Below are 16,839 nucleotides of genomic sequence, written 5' to 3'. Positions count from 1 at the left end.
TGAATTACAGGTAGAAATCCATCCGGAAGTAGATCGGCGCTTCGCGCTCGCTCATCACTGCCGGACGTTCCAAAGAGTGGGCAAAGGTCACGCTGGTGCTGACGTTTTTGCCACGGGCGAACAGCTCCACGGAGTTGCTGGAAACCCGGCCGTGGACGATGTCGTTGTAGCGGTCATTGCGGATCACGCCCTGGTCGTAACCCAGGCTCACGCCGTATTCGCCGAAGGCCGGGCGCAACCAATCCACCAGCACCGGCCGCGCCCAGCGCAGATCGTTGCGCCAGTAGCCGCCACTGTCACCGTTGAGTTGCTGGTCCTTGAAGCCGCGCACCGAGGACGAGCCACCGAGGCTCATGCGCTGCGGGCTGAAGAGTATGTCTTCACTGCGTTGGCCGGTGGCAAGGCTAGTGAAACTGAACGACTCGCCCCACAGCGTGAACGGTTGCAGGTAGCTGACGGTGGCGGTGTATTTGCGGTAGCGCGAATTGGGTTGGCGACTGCCGAATTCGCCACGTTCGTCCTGGGACTGGGCATCGAGCAGGCCAATGCCGTTCTGCATGCCCAGATCCATGTTGACGAAGGCACTGCCGACCCGCCGACCGTGGTTGATGCCGACCTGCATCTCGCTCAAGCGCGTGCTGCTGTCCAGGCGAGTGCTGAGCACGTAGTTGTTGGTACGCAAGTGGGCCAGGCCGACGTTGACCGAGGTCTTGCTCACGTCATCACGATGCACCACGCGCTCGGCGCGCAGTTGGTGGTTCTGGCTGTCACCCGATTGCTTGAAGCTGAACGTGTCGGCCTGGCCCAGCGCGCGGTAATCGCTCTCGCTGTAGGTGTAGCTGAAGTTCCACCAGCCCCACGGCACGTTGTAATAGAACATGCCGTTCTTCGAAGTTTTCTGGTGATCGCTGATCGCATCATGGCCGCCGCGCAACACCAACTGGTCCGCCAGGCCCAGGGGGCTGTCCCACTCAAGGCCGGCGCCCCACTGCTGTTCGCCGGTGCTTTGCTGCCCGTCGTTATTGCGCGACAGGCTGGCGCGCCAGGGCTTTTGCGGAGTGTTTTTCACCAGCACCGAACTGCCGCCAACGGCTTCGCCGGGGGCCAGCTCCATTTGTGCCTGGTTGGATGGCAAGCGGTTGAGCTGATCGATGGCCTGCTCGATTTCCCGCAGGTTGAGCAGGTCGCCGTTTTTGCCGGGGAAGGCCATGGCCAACTCGCGCGCCGAGATCTTGCTGTCGGCGGCGCTATTCAAGCCTTCGAGCTTGCCTTCGACCACCAACACTTGCAGATGCCCTTTGGACAAATCCTGCTGCGGCAAGTAGGCACGGCTGGTGACCATGCCCTTGTCGATGTAGTGATCGGTGACGGCCTTGAGCAGTTGATTGAGCTGGGCCACGCCCAGGCACTGGTCGATGTAAGGCTTGATCAAGCGCTCACGCTCGGGGGCGGACAGGCTGTCGGCGCCTTTGAGTTCAATGGTCTTGATCGCGAAGCAACGGGTATCTACCGGGGCGGTGGGCGTTGCGGGTTTGACTTCCTTGCCGGGCAATTCCTTGAGCTCTTCGAGGCGCCGGCGCTGCTCTTCAAGCAAGCGGTTTTGCCGCTCGCGGATCAGGTCCTGATCGCCAGGCGAAGTCGCGGCCACTGCGCTGTTTGACCCACAGAGGGCGAACAGGGCAATACACAGGGAATACCGAATCCGTGGCAATAACGAAGGCATGTTCGATCCATCGAATAACAAGGGGCGGCAAACTAACATCGAACTTCTACACAGCCTAAATTCCCGGCTAGTTGAAGCTAAAAATTAAATCACCAATAAGTTGCTGATTAATAACGATAAAAACTATCAGCAACAATTAAATGCTTGTATTCGGAATTTTTATTCCGACAAGCGGTATCAGTTTTGATACAGCTTTCGGCGCAACTTGAAAGTTGCCACTAGTTAGCCATCAATGTTGTGCCGAGATGGTTTAGTAGCCAAATAAGCGGAAAAGTTCGCGGTTATTTTGTGAATTGGATCCCATTTCTGACGATAGGTACCGCAGATCCCTCCCTGTAAGAGCTGGCTTGCCAGCGATGACGGCCGCGAGACCGCCGCAGAGTGTCAGATACCCAACGTCATCGTTGACGACCATCGCCGGCAAGCCGGCTCCTACCCAACGCGTTCCGCCACCAGCTTCAGCTCCCGCCGTTGTGCCGTCACCGCCTGCACCCCGCCCTCCTGGTCGTTATGAATCACCAACACCCCCGGCCGGCGCAGTTGTTCAAGCTCCCCCGCCGCCAACCGGAAGCTCTCGCTCAGGCCGTGATCACTCAAGGCCTTGCCCGCCGCCCGGCGCTGGGCGAAGCGCTTGCCGCGCCGCTGCTGGTAGCGCGCCCAACTGATCAGCAGTACCGCGTTGAACAGGGCAATCCACAGGTAGATCTGCAAGGTGTTCAGCGCAGCAAAGATCGGGGCGTCGATGCGTGGGCCGCCGTGGCTGTCGAGCATCGGCACCAGGCCGCGCACCAGCAGGATCACCAGCCCGGCCCAGGCCAGCAGGGTCAGGAAAATATCGATGGCCTGCATCACAGGCCGCTGTGGGGTACGGATCAGGTTCATGGCTTCACTTCCTTGGCAGGTGCCTTGATGCCGCGATCCGGGCTGACCCAGCGCGCGCGTTTTTGATGTTGGCGGAACAGGACTTTGGGAAAGCTGACCAGGGTGGTGAACAGGCTCACCAGCCAGAACACCAGCGGGTACCAGACGGTCCAGAACAGGGTTTTCCACAGGCCGCGCTCGTAGCGCCGGTCAATCATGATGCTCACGGCGAACTGCACCAGGCACACCACCGCCAGCAGCAAGCCGGTGAAGGCCGGTGGCATCAGCGAGCTGACGGCAATCGCCTCAGGCAACGGCACCACTTTGCCCACGCCCCAGAAAATCACCGACAGCAGGAAGGTGAAGGCCCAGCCGGTGGACAGGCAGTATTCGAACAACAACGGCCACAGGTAGCGGTGGCGCCATTGCCAGATCCCGCGAATGTTCTTGAACAGCACCTCGGCACCACCCTGGGCCCAGCGCAGGCGCTGCTTCCACAGGCCGCCGAGGGTTTCGGGCATGAGGATCCAGCACAGCGCGCGCGGCTCGTAGAAGATGCTCCAGTGGTCCAGTTGCAGCTTCCAGCTCACGTCGATGTCTTCGGTGATCATGTCGGTGCTCCAGTAGTCGACCCGGTCCAGGGCCGCCCGCCGAAACGCCACCACTACGCCGGACACGGTGAAAATCCGCCCGAAGACCCGCTGGGTGCGCTTGATCAGACCAATGATCGAAGAGAACTCGCCCACCTGTACCCGGCCGATCAAGGTCGAGCGCGTGCGGATGCGCGGGTTGCCGGTGACCGCGCCAAGCCGTGGGTTGTCGAGCATCGGCGCCACCAGGTAGGCGGCGGCATTGCGGTCGAGCAAGGCGTCGCCGTCGATGCACACCAGGTATTCGCTGCGCGCCGCCACGGCGCCCATGCGCAAGGCCACGGCCTTGCCCTGGTTTTGCGCCAGGTGCAACACGCGCAGGCGCGGCTCTTGCAGCGCCAGGGCATCGAGTACTTCGGCGGTGTTGTCGCTGGAGCCGTCGTTGATCGCAATCACTTCCAGGTTGCGATAACGCTGGGCCAACGCCGCGCCGATGGTCTCGGCGGCGTTGTCGCCTTCGTTGTAGCAAGGGATCAGGATCGAGATCAGCGGCTCGCCCTTGAGCGCCGGCGCCGGGGTGTCATCGGACCACGGCCAGTGGCGCTCCCAGTGCAGCCAGAAATACACGCCACCGGCGATCCACAGCCCGGACATGAACAACGGGTAGAAAAACACGAACTCCATCAGGAACTGCCCGGTGACCAGGAACATCAGGCCCAGGGGCACCCCCAACACCAATGCCAACACGAGAAGAGCAAGGATTCTGTCGAACATGAGTCAAGGATTCCATTTGTTGGAAAGGGCCGGACGCACGGTGTTCAGATCCGGCGAATTCTCCAGGAAGTTGTCGGGGTAGTAGCCAAAACTGCTGGCACCCTGGCGCTTGAGCACACCCATCCACTCCGCCATTTGCACGCCGGAAATGTCCGGGGCGGCTGGAGTGCGCCAATCCTTGGCCTGTAGCTCGAAGACCGTGCGTTGCATCGCACCGGGCCGGGCCTTGACCGTGGCCACGAGCTTTTCCAACCAGGCGTTGGAGTTTTTCAGCGACTGGCCTTCCATCAAGGGCATCGCCATCGGCGCGGTCCAGTCGTAGTGCTTGAGGAAGTCGTCGAGGTTCTGCGCAAACCAGGCTTCGCTGGCCGGGTTGAGCATCGGCTCGGCGAAGATATTGCGCGCGGTGAGCACTTCCGGGCCGCGCAGGGTGCGGACCTTGGCGGTCAGTTCATGGGTGAAGTCGATCAGGTAGCGACTCTTGAAACGGGTCCAGCGCTGCATCGCCTCAGGGTCGGCACGCAGCGCCTGGATGCTGCCCGGCAGGCCGTTGGCGGCGTAGGTTTTCAGGGCTTGGGGGCTGGCGTCTTCAAAGTCCGAGAGCACGGCGTCGTCGTGGAACAACACGCCGTGGATAGCGCTGGTACGGGCCAGGTCTTCGTAGATCTCACCGATGACTTTGCGCACTTGGGGATCGAATGGCGACAGGCGCTGGTACTGTTTCGGGTCGACGGCTACCTTGCCGGTGGCCGGGTCCCAACGGCTGACGCGGGGCAGCTTGGGGTCCAGGGCAAAGCTGAGCACGGGCATCCAGGCGTAGACCTTGACCAGGCCGCCACGGGTGTGCAGCTGCCAACTGACGCGGTTGAACAGGTCGGCACGCATCGGCAGATGGCGGTTGGGGAAGTACAGCGAACGCGCCAGGCCATCACCCTTGGGGTCGGCGAAGGCCTGGAGGAACACGGTGTCGACGCCCATGTCCAGCACACGCTGGACCAGCGCATCGAGGTTGCGCGCTTCCTGCGCCTTGTCCGGGTCGTAGACATGATCGAGGTCCACATGCAGCACGCGCATCGGCGCTTTGACCTGCGCCGAGACCATGCTGTTGGCGAAGTCCTCGCCGTACGGGTCGTTGTCCACCAGAAAGCGCGGGCTGCTCATCAAGTTGCCGAGGTTATCGAGGCCGTCCTCCAGGGTCAGGGCCATCTGGTAGCCCTGCTCACCCACCACCGCCAGGGAGGTGCCATCCGCCGCCCCATACGGCCATACCCATACACGCGGGGCCTTGCCGGTAACGGCGCGGATCTTGTTGGAAATCGCCGCGACGTCGGCGCGCATCCGTGCCTGGAACTGCGCTTCGGATTCATAACTGCCGGTGACCGGGTCATAGCGCCGGGTGGCGGCGGCCGGTTGCAGGTTGCCCTGGGGGTTGGCCAGCACGCCCTTGTGGTTGGCGTCGGTGTGGGCAGCGATTTCCACCAGGCCCGATTGCGCCACTTCGCGCACTTGTTGCCAGGTCAGAAACTCCGCGCGGTCACGCGGCACGCCGGCAAAATCCACCGGTTGGTTCAACGGCGTGTCGACCCAACTGCCCACCGGCGCCAGCACGGCCGGCCACTGGTAGGCACGCAGGATCGGCATGACACGGGTGTAGAAGCTCGAATAGCCGTCGTCGAAGCTGAGCATGACGGCTTTGGCCGGCAGCTCTGGCCCACCGGCGCGGGCGGCGAGGACCTGGTCGACGCTGACCGCCTGGTAGCCGTTCTCGCGCAGCCAGGACAACTGTTCGATCAGGCGTTCGGTGCGCACCGCCACCACTCTCTGGTCGGGGTCACGGTCGTTGACATCGTGGTAGGCAATGCCCAGGAAATGGTTTTTCGGCCACGGCGCTTCGTTGACCGGTTTGAGTCGTTCAGCAGGTGGCGTAAAAGGCGCGGGCGACTGGGCACAGGCACTGCTCAGCAGAAAGCCCAGGGCCAGCAGGCAACGGGAAACAAGGGTCATGATCGGACTCTTCTAGAAACGGTAAGTGAGGTCGACGATCAGGCGCACATCGCTTTCGCGCTCACCGTCATAAGGTCGGTTGATCCAGCTCAGGTTGGCGCCGGTCTCCAGTACGTCGTTCCAGCGATAACGCTGGCCGTAACTGAGCAAACCAATGGCGCCGGTGGCGTAATCGCGCTGGCTGTAGGTGCCCGCACCGGCCTGGAACTGCTGACTCCACTGGGTTTCGTAGCGGTGATAAAGCACATGGTTGACGCTCACCGTGGGCAGCACGCTGAAGTCTGAGCGCGGGTTGAAATACGCCGCTTCTTCCTTGCTGTTGCGGCTGGTGGCGACTTCCAGGCCAAGGTCCACTTGCACGCCCGGCGAGCGGTAGACGCCCTCACGGCCGATGAGCGACGCTTCAACACGGTCGTTACCGTCACTGAAGTGGGACGGGCTCAGCGCCAGTTTCCACTCACGGCTCTCGTTGGCGCTCCAGCGGATAAACCCGCTACCGCCGTTGGCGGTGACGTTGGCATTGAGCGCGCGCAACGGCGTGCTGGCGGCCAGGTAGTCAAGGCTGCCCCCGTACTGCCAGTGGTCGTTGATGTCCCGGGCAATCGCCAGGCGTGCACCTTGCTTGGTGCCTTTGCCGTAGGAGTGATTGGAGACTTCGGCCTCCAGGGTCATATCACGGGTACGCCGCTCCACCCCCAGGCGCTGCCAGCGGTGGTGGCCGGTACCTTCTTCAAAGTCGGCGGTGGCGTAGCCGATACCGCCGAATATCCGCCAGTCTTCATCGATGGGCGGGCTGTAGAGCAGGGTTTCGATCCCCCAGTCGCGACTGCCGGAGACCGCCCCGCCGCCATGGCTTTTGCCGGTTTCGGCCTCGATGCGCAGCTCGGCCATCTCATGCACCTTGCGCAGGCGCTGCAGGCGTTGGACCTGGCGATTGTCCGGGGCGCGGGCGACTACGTCATCGGCGAGCACATCGAGCTGGCGCCACTCCTGCAGATCCAGCGCGTTGTAGCCTTGGGAGACTTCCAGGTCGATATGGCGCGGGTTCTGGTTCTCGGCGTTCTTGAGGGCAACTTCGGCACGCCGCGGCCAGGCGCGGGCGCGGAACATGTCCGCCTGGGCCACACGCATGCCGACATTGCCAGGCGAGGTGCGCACCAGGGTTTCCAGGCTTTTTTCACTGGTCGGCAGATCGGCGCCGTAGGTCGCGGCCTGGGCCGCCAGTTGCTGGGCGGCCAACCACGCATCGTTGGGGTTACCGAGGGGCAGGCCCTTGAGTTCAACCCGAGGTTTTTGCGTGCTCGCCAGGTCGTTTGCGACGGCGCGGGCTTCGCGGGTCTGGTCGTTTTCCAGCAAGGAGTAGTACAGCGCGGTGCTGTCGACCACTTGGTTGCTGGGGTCGGCGTCCGGCGCAATCACCGCCTGGCGATACAGCGGCGCAGCCTTTTCCGGCAGGCGTTGATCGAGGTAGGCGGCGGCCACCCAGCGCAGGGCGTAGTTGGGCAACTGCACGCCTTGAGCTTGCAAGGCTTCGTAGTCGTGGAGCACCTCGGCGGTACGTGCGCGGGCCTTGAGCGCGCCCAGGCGGTCGATGCGCCAGCGCACCACATCGTCATGGGCACTGGCGTCCGGGGTCCAGGTGGCGAGCAGTTGGTCGTAATCCTTGAGGGCACGGTCGGCGATCACAAAGCGTTCGCTTTCACTGCGCGTCGGGAATTCAGCCAGGCGCACGCGTTCGGCAGCCAGGTCACCTTCCAGGCGGCGCTGGGTCACCGGGTCCAGCAGGCCGGGGTGGCGGGCGCTCAGGCGCAGGGCCGGTTCCGGCATACGTGCACGTTGCAGGGCGATCAGGTATTCGCGCACCACCTCGGGCTGGTTGCCGGCGCGGATAAACGCCTGGTCGAATTCGAACAGCGAATCATAGGGCTGCCCGGCACGGGACAACGCGTAGCCCAGGGCCATGCGACGCTGGACATCCTCAGGCTTGGCCGCCACCAGGGTGCGCGCACGCTGTACGGCCTCGGCGGTTTTGCCGCCGTCGGCCAGGGTCATGGCCAGGCCCAGTTGCAGGTCCGGGTTGTTCAGTTCGCGCAGCAAGGCCTGGCGATACACCGCCTCGGCGGGCGCCCAACGCTGTTGATTGCGGTAGGTGCGGGCCACGGTGGTCAGCGCTTGGGTGGTCAGTTGGCGCTGGCGCCCCTGGGTCTCATAGACCTTGAGCACTTCGTCATCCTGGCGCGCCCAACTGGCAATCAGCAGGTGATCGCTGACCTGGCCAGAGGTCTGGCGCTCGGCAGGCAATTGGCGCAGCAGGTTGAGCGCCGGCGTGTAGTTGCCGGTACGGGCCTGGCGAATCAGGGAATCATAGGCAGGATCGGCCACGGCCAGGGTCGGCAGCAACAAGGCGGCACCGATCAATAGACGCAGGCGGCCAGGGCCAGAGGGAGAGAAATTACGCAACATGTCGTCAGCTTCCTTACTTGGAAAGCTGTAGCGATAGGTTCGCCTGTACAACACGCATCAGGCCGCCGGTGTCTGATGACCCGGCCAAGCTTTCCTGGGGCGCAATATCCCTGAGAAGGATATGGAATAGGGCAAATCAGGACAATTGTTCAGAATCGTCCTACAAACCGGTGGAGATCAAATGTGGGGCTTGTGTGGGAGCTGGCTTGCCGGCGATGGCATCACCTCAGTGTCACTGATACACCGAGGTGATGCCATCGCCGGCAAGCCAGCTCCTACACAGACCGTATTTCTACAGGGGGCGGGCGGCCTTACTGCGCGCCGCTGACCGCACCCAGTTTGCCCAGTACGCCGCCGATAAACTGCTCGACGGTCATTTTCTGGCCATTGAAGGTCACTTCATTGTTGGCGTAGTGCAGCTTGGCCAGGATGTCGTTGCCTTCCAGGGTCGCCAACTGCGTGCCAACAGCCATGCCGCTGACCATCTCGCTGGCCATCTGCGATTGCTGCTCGATGGCTTTCGGGTCGGTCACGCCACCGATCTGCGCTTGCAGGGCAGCCACATCAGAGATCATCGGCTTGGACAGGGTCAGGTTGGCATCCAGCAGGGTGATCATCTGCTTGGCCAGTTCAACCGGCGGCAGCTCCATGGTGGACGGCTTGGTCAGGTCCACCACCAGGTTGAAGCGGCTTTCGCCATTGGCGGTCTTCAGGGACAGGTTTTCCAGGGCCACTTGCGGCTTGGCGGCCAGCAGCAGGTCAACGTTGGCCTGGGCCAGCACTTGCTCGGCTTCGCTCAGTTGCAGTTCTGGGATCGGTTGGCCGGCAGCCTGGGCAGCCTGCACCGGTTGCATCTTGTCCTGATAGAGCTTGGTCAGCACCATGGTCGATGGCACGTCGATGTTCTTAACGCTCACGGCCATGGCCGCCGAACCCACGGGTTTGCCCTGGTATCCGATCTCGGTGATTTTGTAGTCGACGCGACCGCTGAGGTTGTTGTCCTTGGTATCGCTGCTGTCTTTCTGCTCGAACCCTTTGACGGTCAGCACGGCTTGTTCCGGGCCAAAGGTGAACGTGCTGTTGCTCAACACGACGGTATTCTGGCCGACATAAAAGCCGAAGTTGCTCTTGGTCAAGTTACTGGCGAGGGTCAAGCCATTGAGCTCTGCCTGGAACGGTGCCCCCTTGGGGTCGACCAGGGAGACCTTGAGGGCGTCCATGTAACCGTCGACCTTGATCTCTGTCGCCTTTTCGGTGTTGAAGTAGTCCATGTTCAGGCCGGAGAAGGTGACACTGGTGGTGCCGTCCTTGTACTCCAGGGGCAGCAGCTCCAGGTTGCCGTTGACCGAACGGTTGAAGCCGATGTTGGCCACACCCTTGACCGGCGAAACGTCCTTGGTGGCGGCGAACCATTTTTCGGTGGTCGGGTTCTTCTCAAGCGCCAAATGGCTGGTAGCCAGCACCGGCCACCACTTCAGGGTTACCAGGCGCGAGAAGGGCAGCGGGCCGTGTTCGATACGGTCGACAAACAGCAGTTCGCTGTCTTTGAACTGTTCACCGAATGCCGCACCTTCAGCCTTGAGACGGAAGTGGCCGGTGCTGCTGAACCAGCCGCGGTCCAGGGAGACCATCTCCAGGGTCATGCGGCCATCGACACCGGCCAGGGAGCGTTCCATCTCTTTGTTGGCGTCTTCGATCGTGGTTTTCAGCACCCCTTCCAACTGGCTGCCGGTGTACCAGGCACCGCCAGCACTGACCACGCCGACGGCGGCAACAAAACCCAAGAGTACAACGGCTGATTTATTCATGAAGTGTCCTGATCCAATCCTGTGCGAAGTGGGCTGTCTTCCCTGAACCCCGAAGTGGGGCGTCGGCTCAAGCCCGCCGAAAATCGGGGCAAGGTTAGCACTGGCACGGGGGCTTGTCGCAAGGCCCGCCATACACACGCCCCCGGCTTGCCGGCGATGGCGGCCGAATGGGCGGCGCAGGGCTCAAGGTCGTCTCGCCGGCAAGCCGGCACCTACAGGGGGCGGTGGGGGTCAGGAGTATTCCATCTCGATCTCGTCGAGCTGGTGATCGAAGCTCTTCAGCCGTGCGGTCCAGGTGTACACCAGCACTTCAAACTCGCGATGAATCACCGCATTGCCCGGTGTGTCGGCCTTGGGGTCGTAGAAGTCCAGCTGGTAACGCTCGCGGGCCATGGCGGTGGCAACGTCTGACAGCTCCCGGGCGTTGTTCAGCCAATGCCGTCCTTCAGCCACTTGCCGGTCGAGTACCACGCATTGTTTCTTCAAGGCTTCGAGGCTTTTTTCCAGGGGGGTGCCGGTCAGTTCGCCCATGACTTCCTGGAACGTACGCCCCGGCTGCCAGTAGCTACCCCAGAAATAGCGGTCGAACACGGTTTCGACCCGGCGCAGGGCAACCTTGGTGTCCCAGATCGCCACCCGCGTCTTGCCTTGCTCGAGGATTTTCTTCTGGGTCCGCTGGCCCTGGTACGACGCCCAGGCCACCACGCCCACGGACAATGCGGCGATCAACGCGCAGGCGCTGTCGAGGAACACCATGGCCTTATCCAGTTGATGGGCCAGCATGACACCGTAGAAGTAAGTCGCCGATAACAACACCAGTGCGAAGAGCACGCACCAGAAAGCGGGAGCATAAGGGTTTTTCATTATTGGAATCCCCATGAGCAACGCAGGCAGTGATCAGCGGGCCATCACGCAAGCCCGTCTGATCAAAGCATAGCAACCGCCTCAGGGTTTGCCGGGTTCCGTACCTTGCGTTCGTCCGCTTTCCCAGCCGCCGCCCAGGGCTAGGAACAGGTCGATCTGGCTCATTGCCACCTGGCTATTGGCCTGGGCCAGTTGCGCGCGCATATCGGTGTAGGTGCGCGTGGCCTGCAGGTCGGCGAGAAACGACTCGCGGCCGGCCTGGAAGAAGCGGTGCGTCTGGTCGGCGGCCTGTTGCGCCGACTGCTCGGCCTCGGCCAGGGCATCGCGGCGCTGCAATTGGGCGGTGTATTGCGCAAGCCCGGTCTGGGTCTCGCGGATGGCATTGAGTACCACCCCGTCAAAGTGCGCCAGGGCGCCCTGGGTCGCGGCTTCGGCTTCGTGGATGCGCGCACGCGAGCCGTTGGATGGCACCGTCCAGCTCAACAAGGGGCCGAACCCCCAGCGGTTGGTGGCCGGTTTGCCGAGGTTGTCGATAATGCCCACGGTGCCAATGGAGGCGCCGATGCTGATATCCGGGTACAGCTCGCCGGTGGCCACGCCAATGCCCGCCGTCGCCGCCGCCAACCGGCGTTCGGCCTGGCGCACGTCGGGGCGGCGCTTGAGCAGCGTTGCGCCGTCGCCCACCGGTAGCAGTTGGGCAATCTGCGGCAACTCGGCGCAATCGCGGGTGCCGGTCGGCAATTGGTCCAGGGGCTTGGCCAGGAGCATCGACAGGCGGAACAACCCCGCCTGGCGCGCCGCCTCAAAGCGCGGCAGTTCGGCGCGCAGAGACTTGAATTGGGTTTGCGAGCGGGTGACCTGGGTTTCATCGCCCCGCCCGGCATCGCGCAGGCGCTGGGTCAGGCGCGTGCTCTGGGCTTGCAGGTCGAGGGACTGTTGGGCGATGTGCAGCTCTTCGTTGGCCGCGCACACCTGGGTGTAGGAGCGCACCACGTCAGCAACCAGGGTGATGCGCGCGGTATCGACGGCGGCCTGGGTCGCGTCGGCATTGGCCTGGGCGCCTTCGATGCCGCGCTGCAGGGTGCCGAACAGGTCGAACTGATAGGAGGTGGTGATGCCAATATCACCGACATTCGCCACCGGCACCTTATTGGCCTGCAAAAAGGCCTCGCCGGACTCCTGCAAACGCTGGGCGCCAAGCTTGACCCCGCCGCTCCAGCCGCCCGCCGATTGCGCTTCCTGCACCTGGAAACGCGCCCGTTGCAGGTTGGCTGCCGCCACGCGCAGGTCGGTGTTGGAGGCCATGGCCTGGCGCACCAGTTCATCCAGGCGCGGGTCCTGATACAGCTTCCACCAGTCGGCGGGCACCGGGGCCGAGACCACATGACTGCCCTGCCCGGCCAATTGGCCTTGCAGGTCGCCACGGTTGATCGCCGCTTGGTCCGGCAACTGGTAATCCGGGCCTACCACCTGGCAGGCCGACAGCAGCAGCCCCAGCCCCAGCCCCAGCCCTGCGGTCGCCAGCAGTTGCTTCATGGCTGGTCTCCGGCCTTGGGCTGGTCATCGATGATCGAGACGGTGGCCGTGCGCCCGGCGATCATGCGGAAATCCGCCGGCACATCATCAAAGGCAATACGCACCGGAATCCGCTGGGCCAGGCGCACCCAACTGAACGCCGGGTTGACGTTGGGCAGCAGGTTGGAGCCGCTGGTGCGGTCGCGGTCTTCAATACCGGCGACGATGCTCTGCACATGCCCGCGCAAGCGCGCGTTGTCGCCAATCACGCGGATATCCACGCGTTGGCCGACATGGATGCCGTCCAGCTTGGTCTCTTCAAAGTAGCCGTCGATGTGGAAGGAGTTGCTGTCCACCACCGACAACACCGGGCGCCCGGCGGTCACGAACTCCTGGGCCCGAGGCGCACGGTCGTTGACGTAGCCGTCCACCGGGCTGCGGATCACCGAGCGGTCGAGGTTGAGCTGGGCGCTGTCCACCGTTACCTGCGCTTCGGCCAGGGCCGACTGGGCGCGGGCCACCCGGGACTGGCTTTCTTCCAGTTGCTCGCTGGCCACCAGGTTGCCCAGGCCACGGTTGCGCTTGGCTTCGCGCTGGGCCTGGGCCAGGGTTTCCTGGCGGTCGGCCACGGCCGCCTGGGCCTGGCGCAGGGCGAGCTTGAAGCGGTCCTGGTCCACCGAAAACAGCACCTGGCCACGGGTTACCAACTGGTTGTCGCGCACGTCCACTTGCTGGATCAGCCCGGACACGTCCGGGGCGATCTGCACGATGTCGGCGCGGATATGCCCGTCACGGGTCCAGGGCGCGAACATGTAGTACATCACCATGCGCCAGACCACGACGCAGGCGAAGGTCACTACCAGTAATGTCAGGACCACACGGCCAATCGTCAAAAAAGGTTTTTTCATGTCATCAGGTATCGACTGAGTGAGTCCACAGCGCCCAGCAACAGCGCGTAGAGAGCCACATTGAATAATGCCCGGTGCCAGACCAGGCGATAGAAGTGGACGCGGTTCAACAGCCCGTGCACCACCAGGTAAAAGCCATACGTAATGCCCATCAGCACCAGCAGCGTGGGCAGGAATACCCCGCTGATATCCAGGTCACCGATCATAGAGGCGCTCCATCGGGTAACGGCGCGTCCATCTCGCCTGTGCTGACAAACTCCACGCCGGGCAACAACGCCAGGCGCAGGCCGCTGAGGGCATGCAGCAGGTGCAGGCGGGTTTCGCCCTCGCCTTGCAGGCCCTGGCCATTGAGGGCGCGGCGGGTGCGGTCCAGGGTCATCAGCAGACCGCTGGGAGCCGGCAGGCGTTCACCGGCCTTCAGGCACGCCTTGAAGTACTCGCCAACCTCGGCCACCACCTGGTCGAGCAACACCCGTGGCACGCCGAGGATGCGGGGTGCGTAGGCCAGCAGGTCGAGCAGGTTCAGCGCCACGCGCAGCTCGCGCAGGGCGACGCCGGTGTCCTGGCCGGTCATGGCCAGGCGCGGCAGGTGCTGCATCAGGCGGTCGAGCATTTGCACGCCCAGGCGCCGGTGCTCGGCGAGGGTCGCCGGCTGCGTGAGCCCGACGATATCGCGCCAGCTGAAACGGGTCAGGCGCTTGGCCGCCAGTTCGGCGCCAAAGGGCCGCGCAATCAGAGTCCAGACAAAGGCAAACAGCAAGCCCACGGGGCCGGCGAGGTTGGAGTTGGCGAAGCTCAGAAAATCCGCGTCATAGGCGCCCTGGATGCTGATAAAGGACGAGGTGTTGACGATGGTCAGCAGCATGCCCAGGTAGAAGCGCGGTTGCACCGTCAGGGTGCCGACCCAGATAAAGGGCACCGCGAACGCCAGCACCAGCATCGGGAAATCATGCAGGTTGGGCAGGATCAGAAACAGGTAGAGGCTGGCGAACAGCACCGACATCGCGGTCCAGAAAAAGAACCGGTAGATCTGGGGCGCCGGGTCGTCCATCGAGGCGAAGAAACTGCACGCTACCGCCGCAAGGATCACCGCGCTGCCGCCGTCGGTCCAGCCCAGCAGAATCCACAGCACCGAGGCGACGATGATCGCGCTGACCGTGGAAAACGCCGAGTAGAACATCAGGCCACGGTCAAGAAACGGCGTCAGCCGGCCCAGGCGCCAATGGCGGTAGACCGCGCGCCACGGGGCCTGGCTTTCGCTGTGGATGGCAGCTTGCAGGCTGCGGCAGTCTTGCCACAGGTCGATCCACTCGCCAAGGCGATACAGCGCGTTGGAAAACAGCAACTGATGGCGATCGTCCAGGGCCTCGGCGTCGGGTTGCAGGGCTTCGAGCTGGTCACGCAGGGCGCGCCAGCGTTCCACCGACGCCTCACTGGCGGTGCTTTGCAGCCACTCGGTGGTGGCCGCCAGCAGCGGCGCAAACTTGCTGACCAACTCCGGGGTGCGGCGCTCCAGGGCATACAGCGCGTCATCCAGGGCATCCACCACCGGCAACAGATGGATCATGCGCCCGCGCAGTTCCTTGGTGTTGCGCACCGTTTGCGGCCGCGCGCCTTCGTGGGGCAGTTGGCCGATCATCAATTCCAGGGTGTTGAAGGTCGCGACCATGCCGCCGCGCAGGCTGCTGACTTCTTCGGGCTGCACATTACGCGTGAGGAAGCGCTGGCTGTAGACCGTCGCGTCGGCAAACCATTTGCGCACCGAATCATCGAACACCGGCGCCAGGCGCCGTGGCCAGAACATCGCGCCGACCACCGCCGCCACGGCGATGCCAAGGAAGATCTCTTCGGTGCGCGCCTCGGCCACATCCCACACCGCCAGGGGGTTATCCACCACCGGCAGGGCGATCAACGGCAAGGTGTAACCCGCCAGCATCAACGCGTAGCTGTTGGCGGTGCGCAAATGCAGGGACAGAAACAGCAGAATGCCAGTCCACAGTGCAATCACCACCACCAGCAGGAACGGCGTCTGCACAAACATCGGCACGAAAAACACCGCCGCCATCGCCCCCAGAAAGGTGCCGATCGCACGGTACAAGGCCTTGGAGCTGGTGGGCCCGACAAACGGGCTGGAAACGATATACACCGTGGCCATCGCCCAATACGGACGCGGCATTTGCATGAGCATGGCGATGTACAGGGCAATCATGGAGGCGGCGAAAGTGCGCACGCCGTAGAACCAATCCCGGGCCGGCGGCATGCCGGTAAAAAATCCGTTCAAGAAGCCACGACCACGGGCGGCTGGCTGGCGTCTTCGAAAGCGCGCAGTACCCGCAACGCTGCCTCCAGGTCGGCAGGGGCAATATCTGCCAGCACTTCACGGCGCAGGCGCACCAATTGTGCTTCAACGGCCTGCACCAACTCCCGGCCCCGTTCGGTCAGGCTCAAGGCCTTGGCGCGGCGGTCGTGCAGGTCTTCGGCGCGGCACACATAACCTGCGCTGCACAGTTGGTCCAGCAGGCGCACCAGGGATGGGCTTTCCATCCCCGAGGCCTGGGCCACCTTGACTTGATGCACGCCGTCGCCAAGACGGCCGATCATCAGTAAAGGCACCGCACAGGCTTCGGAAATACCGTAGCTCACCAGCGTGGTCTGGCAGATTTTGCGCCAGTGACGGGCGCCTGCGACCATGCTGCTGCTGAGGCTCATATGTAGGGTTTCGAGGGTTTGGGGCACGAGATCATTCGCATACAGTTAGTTTGCTAACTATCAATATGATCAAGGAATGGAATCTCGTCAAGTTTTGATACAAATTCACAGATAGGCGGTGGGACACCCACATACCGCGTCACCCTGTGGGAGCTGTCGAGCCTTGGCGAGGCTGCGATGGCAGTGGCACTGCGTGCATGGATGGTGGCTCACCCACCGCTATCGCAGCCTCGCTGGGGCTCGACAGCTCCCACATTCGATTGCCGTTGTCTTGCACAGTGCGTTCGCTTAAGCACGACCGCTGCGCAGCAGCACATTCAACTCATCCACCACTTCCGCCCAATCCGCATCCTCCAGGATTTCTTCGCGCAAAAACGCCCTCTGGCTCGGCGTCCAGAAAAACGCATCTTCGAGTTTCAACTCCGGCTTGAGTGGTGAATGCACGGCGACGAAACGCTCAATGCTGATGGCGTCATCGGCCAGTCCGAGCTGTTTGAACAACGACGGCAGGCTGTGAACAGGCGATTCCATGACAACTCCAAGACGAGGTAATTGCCCACAGTCTAGACCGATAAAACCCACAGATTGGCGGCCATACGTGCAACATTTTGCAATGTTCA

13 protein-coding genes are annotated in these 16,839 nt (G+C 63.0%); all 13 read right to left on the bottom strand.

Features of this window, described 5'->3' with window-relative positions; genetic code table 11:
* Positions 1 to 4 precede the first annotated feature (4 nt).
* The 13 genes from HBO12_RS12645 to HBO12_RS12585 all read right to left on the bottom strand — a co-directional run bounded on the left by HBO12_RS12645 (position 5) and on the right by HBO12_RS12585 (position 16,750).
* Complete coding sequence (locus HBO12_RS12645; protein WP_170042296.1) at positions 5 to 1,723, bottom strand: ShlB/FhaC/HecB family hemolysin secretion/activation protein; 1,719 nt, start codon at positions 1,721 to 1,723, stop codon at positions 5 to 7.
* 432 nt (positions 1,724 to 2,155) lie between these two features.
* On the bottom strand, positions 2,156 to 2,605 hold the full coding sequence (gene pgaD, locus HBO12_RS12640) for a poly-beta-1,6-N-acetyl-D-glucosamine biosynthesis protein PgaD (RefSeq protein WP_169953978.1): 450 nt from the start codon (positions 2,603 to 2,605) through the stop codon (positions 2,156 to 2,158).
* On the bottom strand, positions 2,602 to 3,948 hold the full coding sequence (gene pgaC, locus HBO12_RS12635; RefSeq protein ID WP_169953979.1) for a poly-beta-1,6-N-acetyl-D-glucosamine synthase: 1,347 nt from the start codon (positions 3,946 to 3,948) through the stop codon (positions 2,602 to 2,604). Before pgaC ends, pgaD begins: the two co-directional genes overlap by 4 nt.
* Before the next feature lie 3 nt (positions 3,949 to 3,951).
* The gene (gene pgaB / locus HBO12_RS12630; RefSeq protein WP_170042295.1) at positions 3,952 to 5,952 is read right to left on the bottom strand and encodes a poly-beta-1,6-N-acetyl-D-glucosamine N-deacetylase PgaB; all 2,001 of its coding nucleotides are present in this window, start codon (positions 5,950 to 5,952) and stop codon (positions 3,952 to 3,954) included.
* A 12-nt stretch (positions 5,953 to 5,964) separates the two neighbouring features.
* Entirely contained in the window at positions 5,965 to 8,415 is a 2,451-nt protein-coding gene (pgaA, locus tag HBO12_RS12625; RefSeq protein ID WP_170042294.1) for a poly-beta-1,6 N-acetyl-D-glucosamine export porin PgaA, read from the bottom strand.
* Positions 8,416 to 8,726: 311 nt separating this feature from the next.
* The gene (locus tag HBO12_RS12620; RefSeq protein WP_169953981.1) at positions 8,727 to 10,223 is read right to left on the bottom strand and encodes a YdgA family protein; all 1,497 of its coding nucleotides are present in this window, start codon (positions 10,221 to 10,223) and stop codon (positions 8,727 to 8,729) included.
* 231 nt (positions 10,224 to 10,454) lie between these two features.
* Positions 10,455 to 11,087: an NADH:ubiquinone oxidoreductase subunit N gene (locus HBO12_RS12615; RefSeq protein WP_169953982.1), complete on the bottom strand. Its 633-nt coding sequence runs from the start codon at positions 11,085 to 11,087 to the stop codon at positions 10,455 to 10,457.
* 81 nt (positions 11,088 to 11,168) lie between these two features.
* The gene (locus HBO12_RS12610; protein ID WP_170042293.1) at positions 11,169 to 12,623 is read right to left on the bottom strand and encodes an efflux transporter outer membrane subunit; all 1,455 of its coding nucleotides are present in this window, start codon (positions 12,621 to 12,623) and stop codon (positions 11,169 to 11,171) included.
* Positions 12,620 to 13,510: an efflux RND transporter periplasmic adaptor subunit gene (locus HBO12_RS12605; RefSeq protein ID WP_169953984.1), complete on the bottom strand. Its 891-nt coding sequence runs from the start codon at positions 13,508 to 13,510 to the stop codon at positions 12,620 to 12,622. Before HBO12_RS12605 ends, HBO12_RS12610 begins: the two co-directional genes overlap by 4 nt.
* The gene (locus HBO12_RS12600) at positions 13,507 to 13,716 is read right to left on the bottom strand and encodes a DUF1656 domain-containing protein (protein WP_029298814.1); all 210 of its coding nucleotides are present in this window, start codon (positions 13,714 to 13,716) and stop codon (positions 13,507 to 13,509) included. The genes HBO12_RS12605 and HBO12_RS12600 overlap by 4 nt, the downstream gene beginning before the upstream one ends.
* The gene (locus HBO12_RS12595; RefSeq protein WP_170042292.1) at positions 13,713 to 15,791 is read right to left on the bottom strand and encodes an FUSC family protein; all 2,079 of its coding nucleotides are present in this window, start codon (positions 15,789 to 15,791) and stop codon (positions 13,713 to 13,715) included. The genes HBO12_RS12600 and HBO12_RS12595 overlap by 4 nt, the downstream gene beginning before the upstream one ends.
* Complete coding sequence (locus HBO12_RS12590; protein WP_169953986.1) at positions 15,788 to 16,219, bottom strand: MarR family winged helix-turn-helix transcriptional regulator; 432 nt, start codon at positions 16,217 to 16,219, stop codon at positions 15,788 to 15,790. Before HBO12_RS12590 ends, HBO12_RS12595 begins: the two co-directional genes overlap by 4 nt.
* A 288-nt stretch (positions 16,220 to 16,507) precedes the next feature.
* Positions 16,508 to 16,750, bottom strand: a complete 243-nt coding sequence (locus HBO12_RS12585) for a DUF2789 domain-containing protein (protein WP_170042291.1) — start codon at positions 16,748 to 16,750, stop codon at positions 16,508 to 16,510.
* Positions 16,751 to 16,839 lie beyond the last annotated feature (89 nt).

Source organism: Pseudomonas sp. WS 5059, from assembly GCF_012985525.1.
Taxonomy (GTDB): domain Bacteria; phylum Pseudomonadota; class Gammaproteobacteria; order Pseudomonadales; family Pseudomonadaceae; genus Aquipseudomonas.
Note: the sequence above shows the minus strand (reverse complement) of the source record. Positions and strands in the feature narration are given on the sequence as shown.

What these genes read in the sequence shown, in the direction of transcription:
- HBO12_RS12645 (WP_170042296.1), bottom strand. Translation starts at nt 1,723, where the DNA reads ATGCCTTCGTTATTGCCACGGATTCGGTATTCCCTGTGTATTGCCCTG.
- pgaD (WP_169953978.1), bottom strand. Translation starts at nt 2,605, where the DNA reads ATGAACCTGATCCGTACCCCACAGCGGCCTGTGATGCAGGCCATCGAT.
- pgaC (WP_169953979.1), bottom strand. Translation starts at nt 3,948, where the DNA reads ATGTTCGACAGAATCCTTGCTCTTCTCGTGTTGGCATTGGTGTTGGGG.
- pgaB (WP_170042295.1), bottom strand. Translation starts at nt 5,952, where the DNA reads ATGACCCTTGTTTCCCGTTGCCTGCTGGCCCTGGGCTTTCTGCTGAGC.
- pgaA (WP_170042294.1), bottom strand. Translation starts at nt 8,415, where the DNA reads ATGTTGCGTAATTTCTCTCCCTCTGGCCCTGGCCGCCTGCGTCTATTG.
- HBO12_RS12620 (WP_169953981.1), bottom strand. Translation starts at nt 10,223, where the DNA reads ATGAATAAATCAGCCGTTGTACTCTTGGGTTTTGTTGCCGCCGTCGGC.
- HBO12_RS12615 (WP_169953982.1), bottom strand. Translation starts at nt 11,087, where the DNA reads ATGAAAAACCCTTATGCTCCCGCTTTCTGGTGCGTGCTCTTCGCACTG.
- HBO12_RS12610 (WP_170042293.1), bottom strand. Translation starts at nt 12,623, where the DNA reads ATGAAGCAACTGCTGGCGACCGCAGGGCTGGGGCTGGGGCTGGGGCTG.
- HBO12_RS12605 (WP_169953984.1), bottom strand. Translation starts at nt 13,510, where the DNA reads ATGAAAAAACCTTTTTTGACGATTGGCCGTGTGGTCCTGACATTACTG.
- HBO12_RS12600 (WP_029298814.1), bottom strand. Translation starts at nt 13,716, where the DNA reads ATGATCGGTGACCTGGATATCAGCGGGGTATTCCTGCCCACGCTGCTG.
- HBO12_RS12590 (WP_169953986.1), bottom strand. Translation starts at nt 16,219, where the DNA reads ATGAGCCTCAGCAGCAGCATGGTCGCAGGCGCCCGTCACTGGCGCAAA.
- HBO12_RS12585 (WP_170042291.1), bottom strand. Translation starts at nt 16,750, where the DNA reads ATGGAATCGCCTGTTCACAGCCTGCCGTCGTTGTTCAAACAGCTCGGA.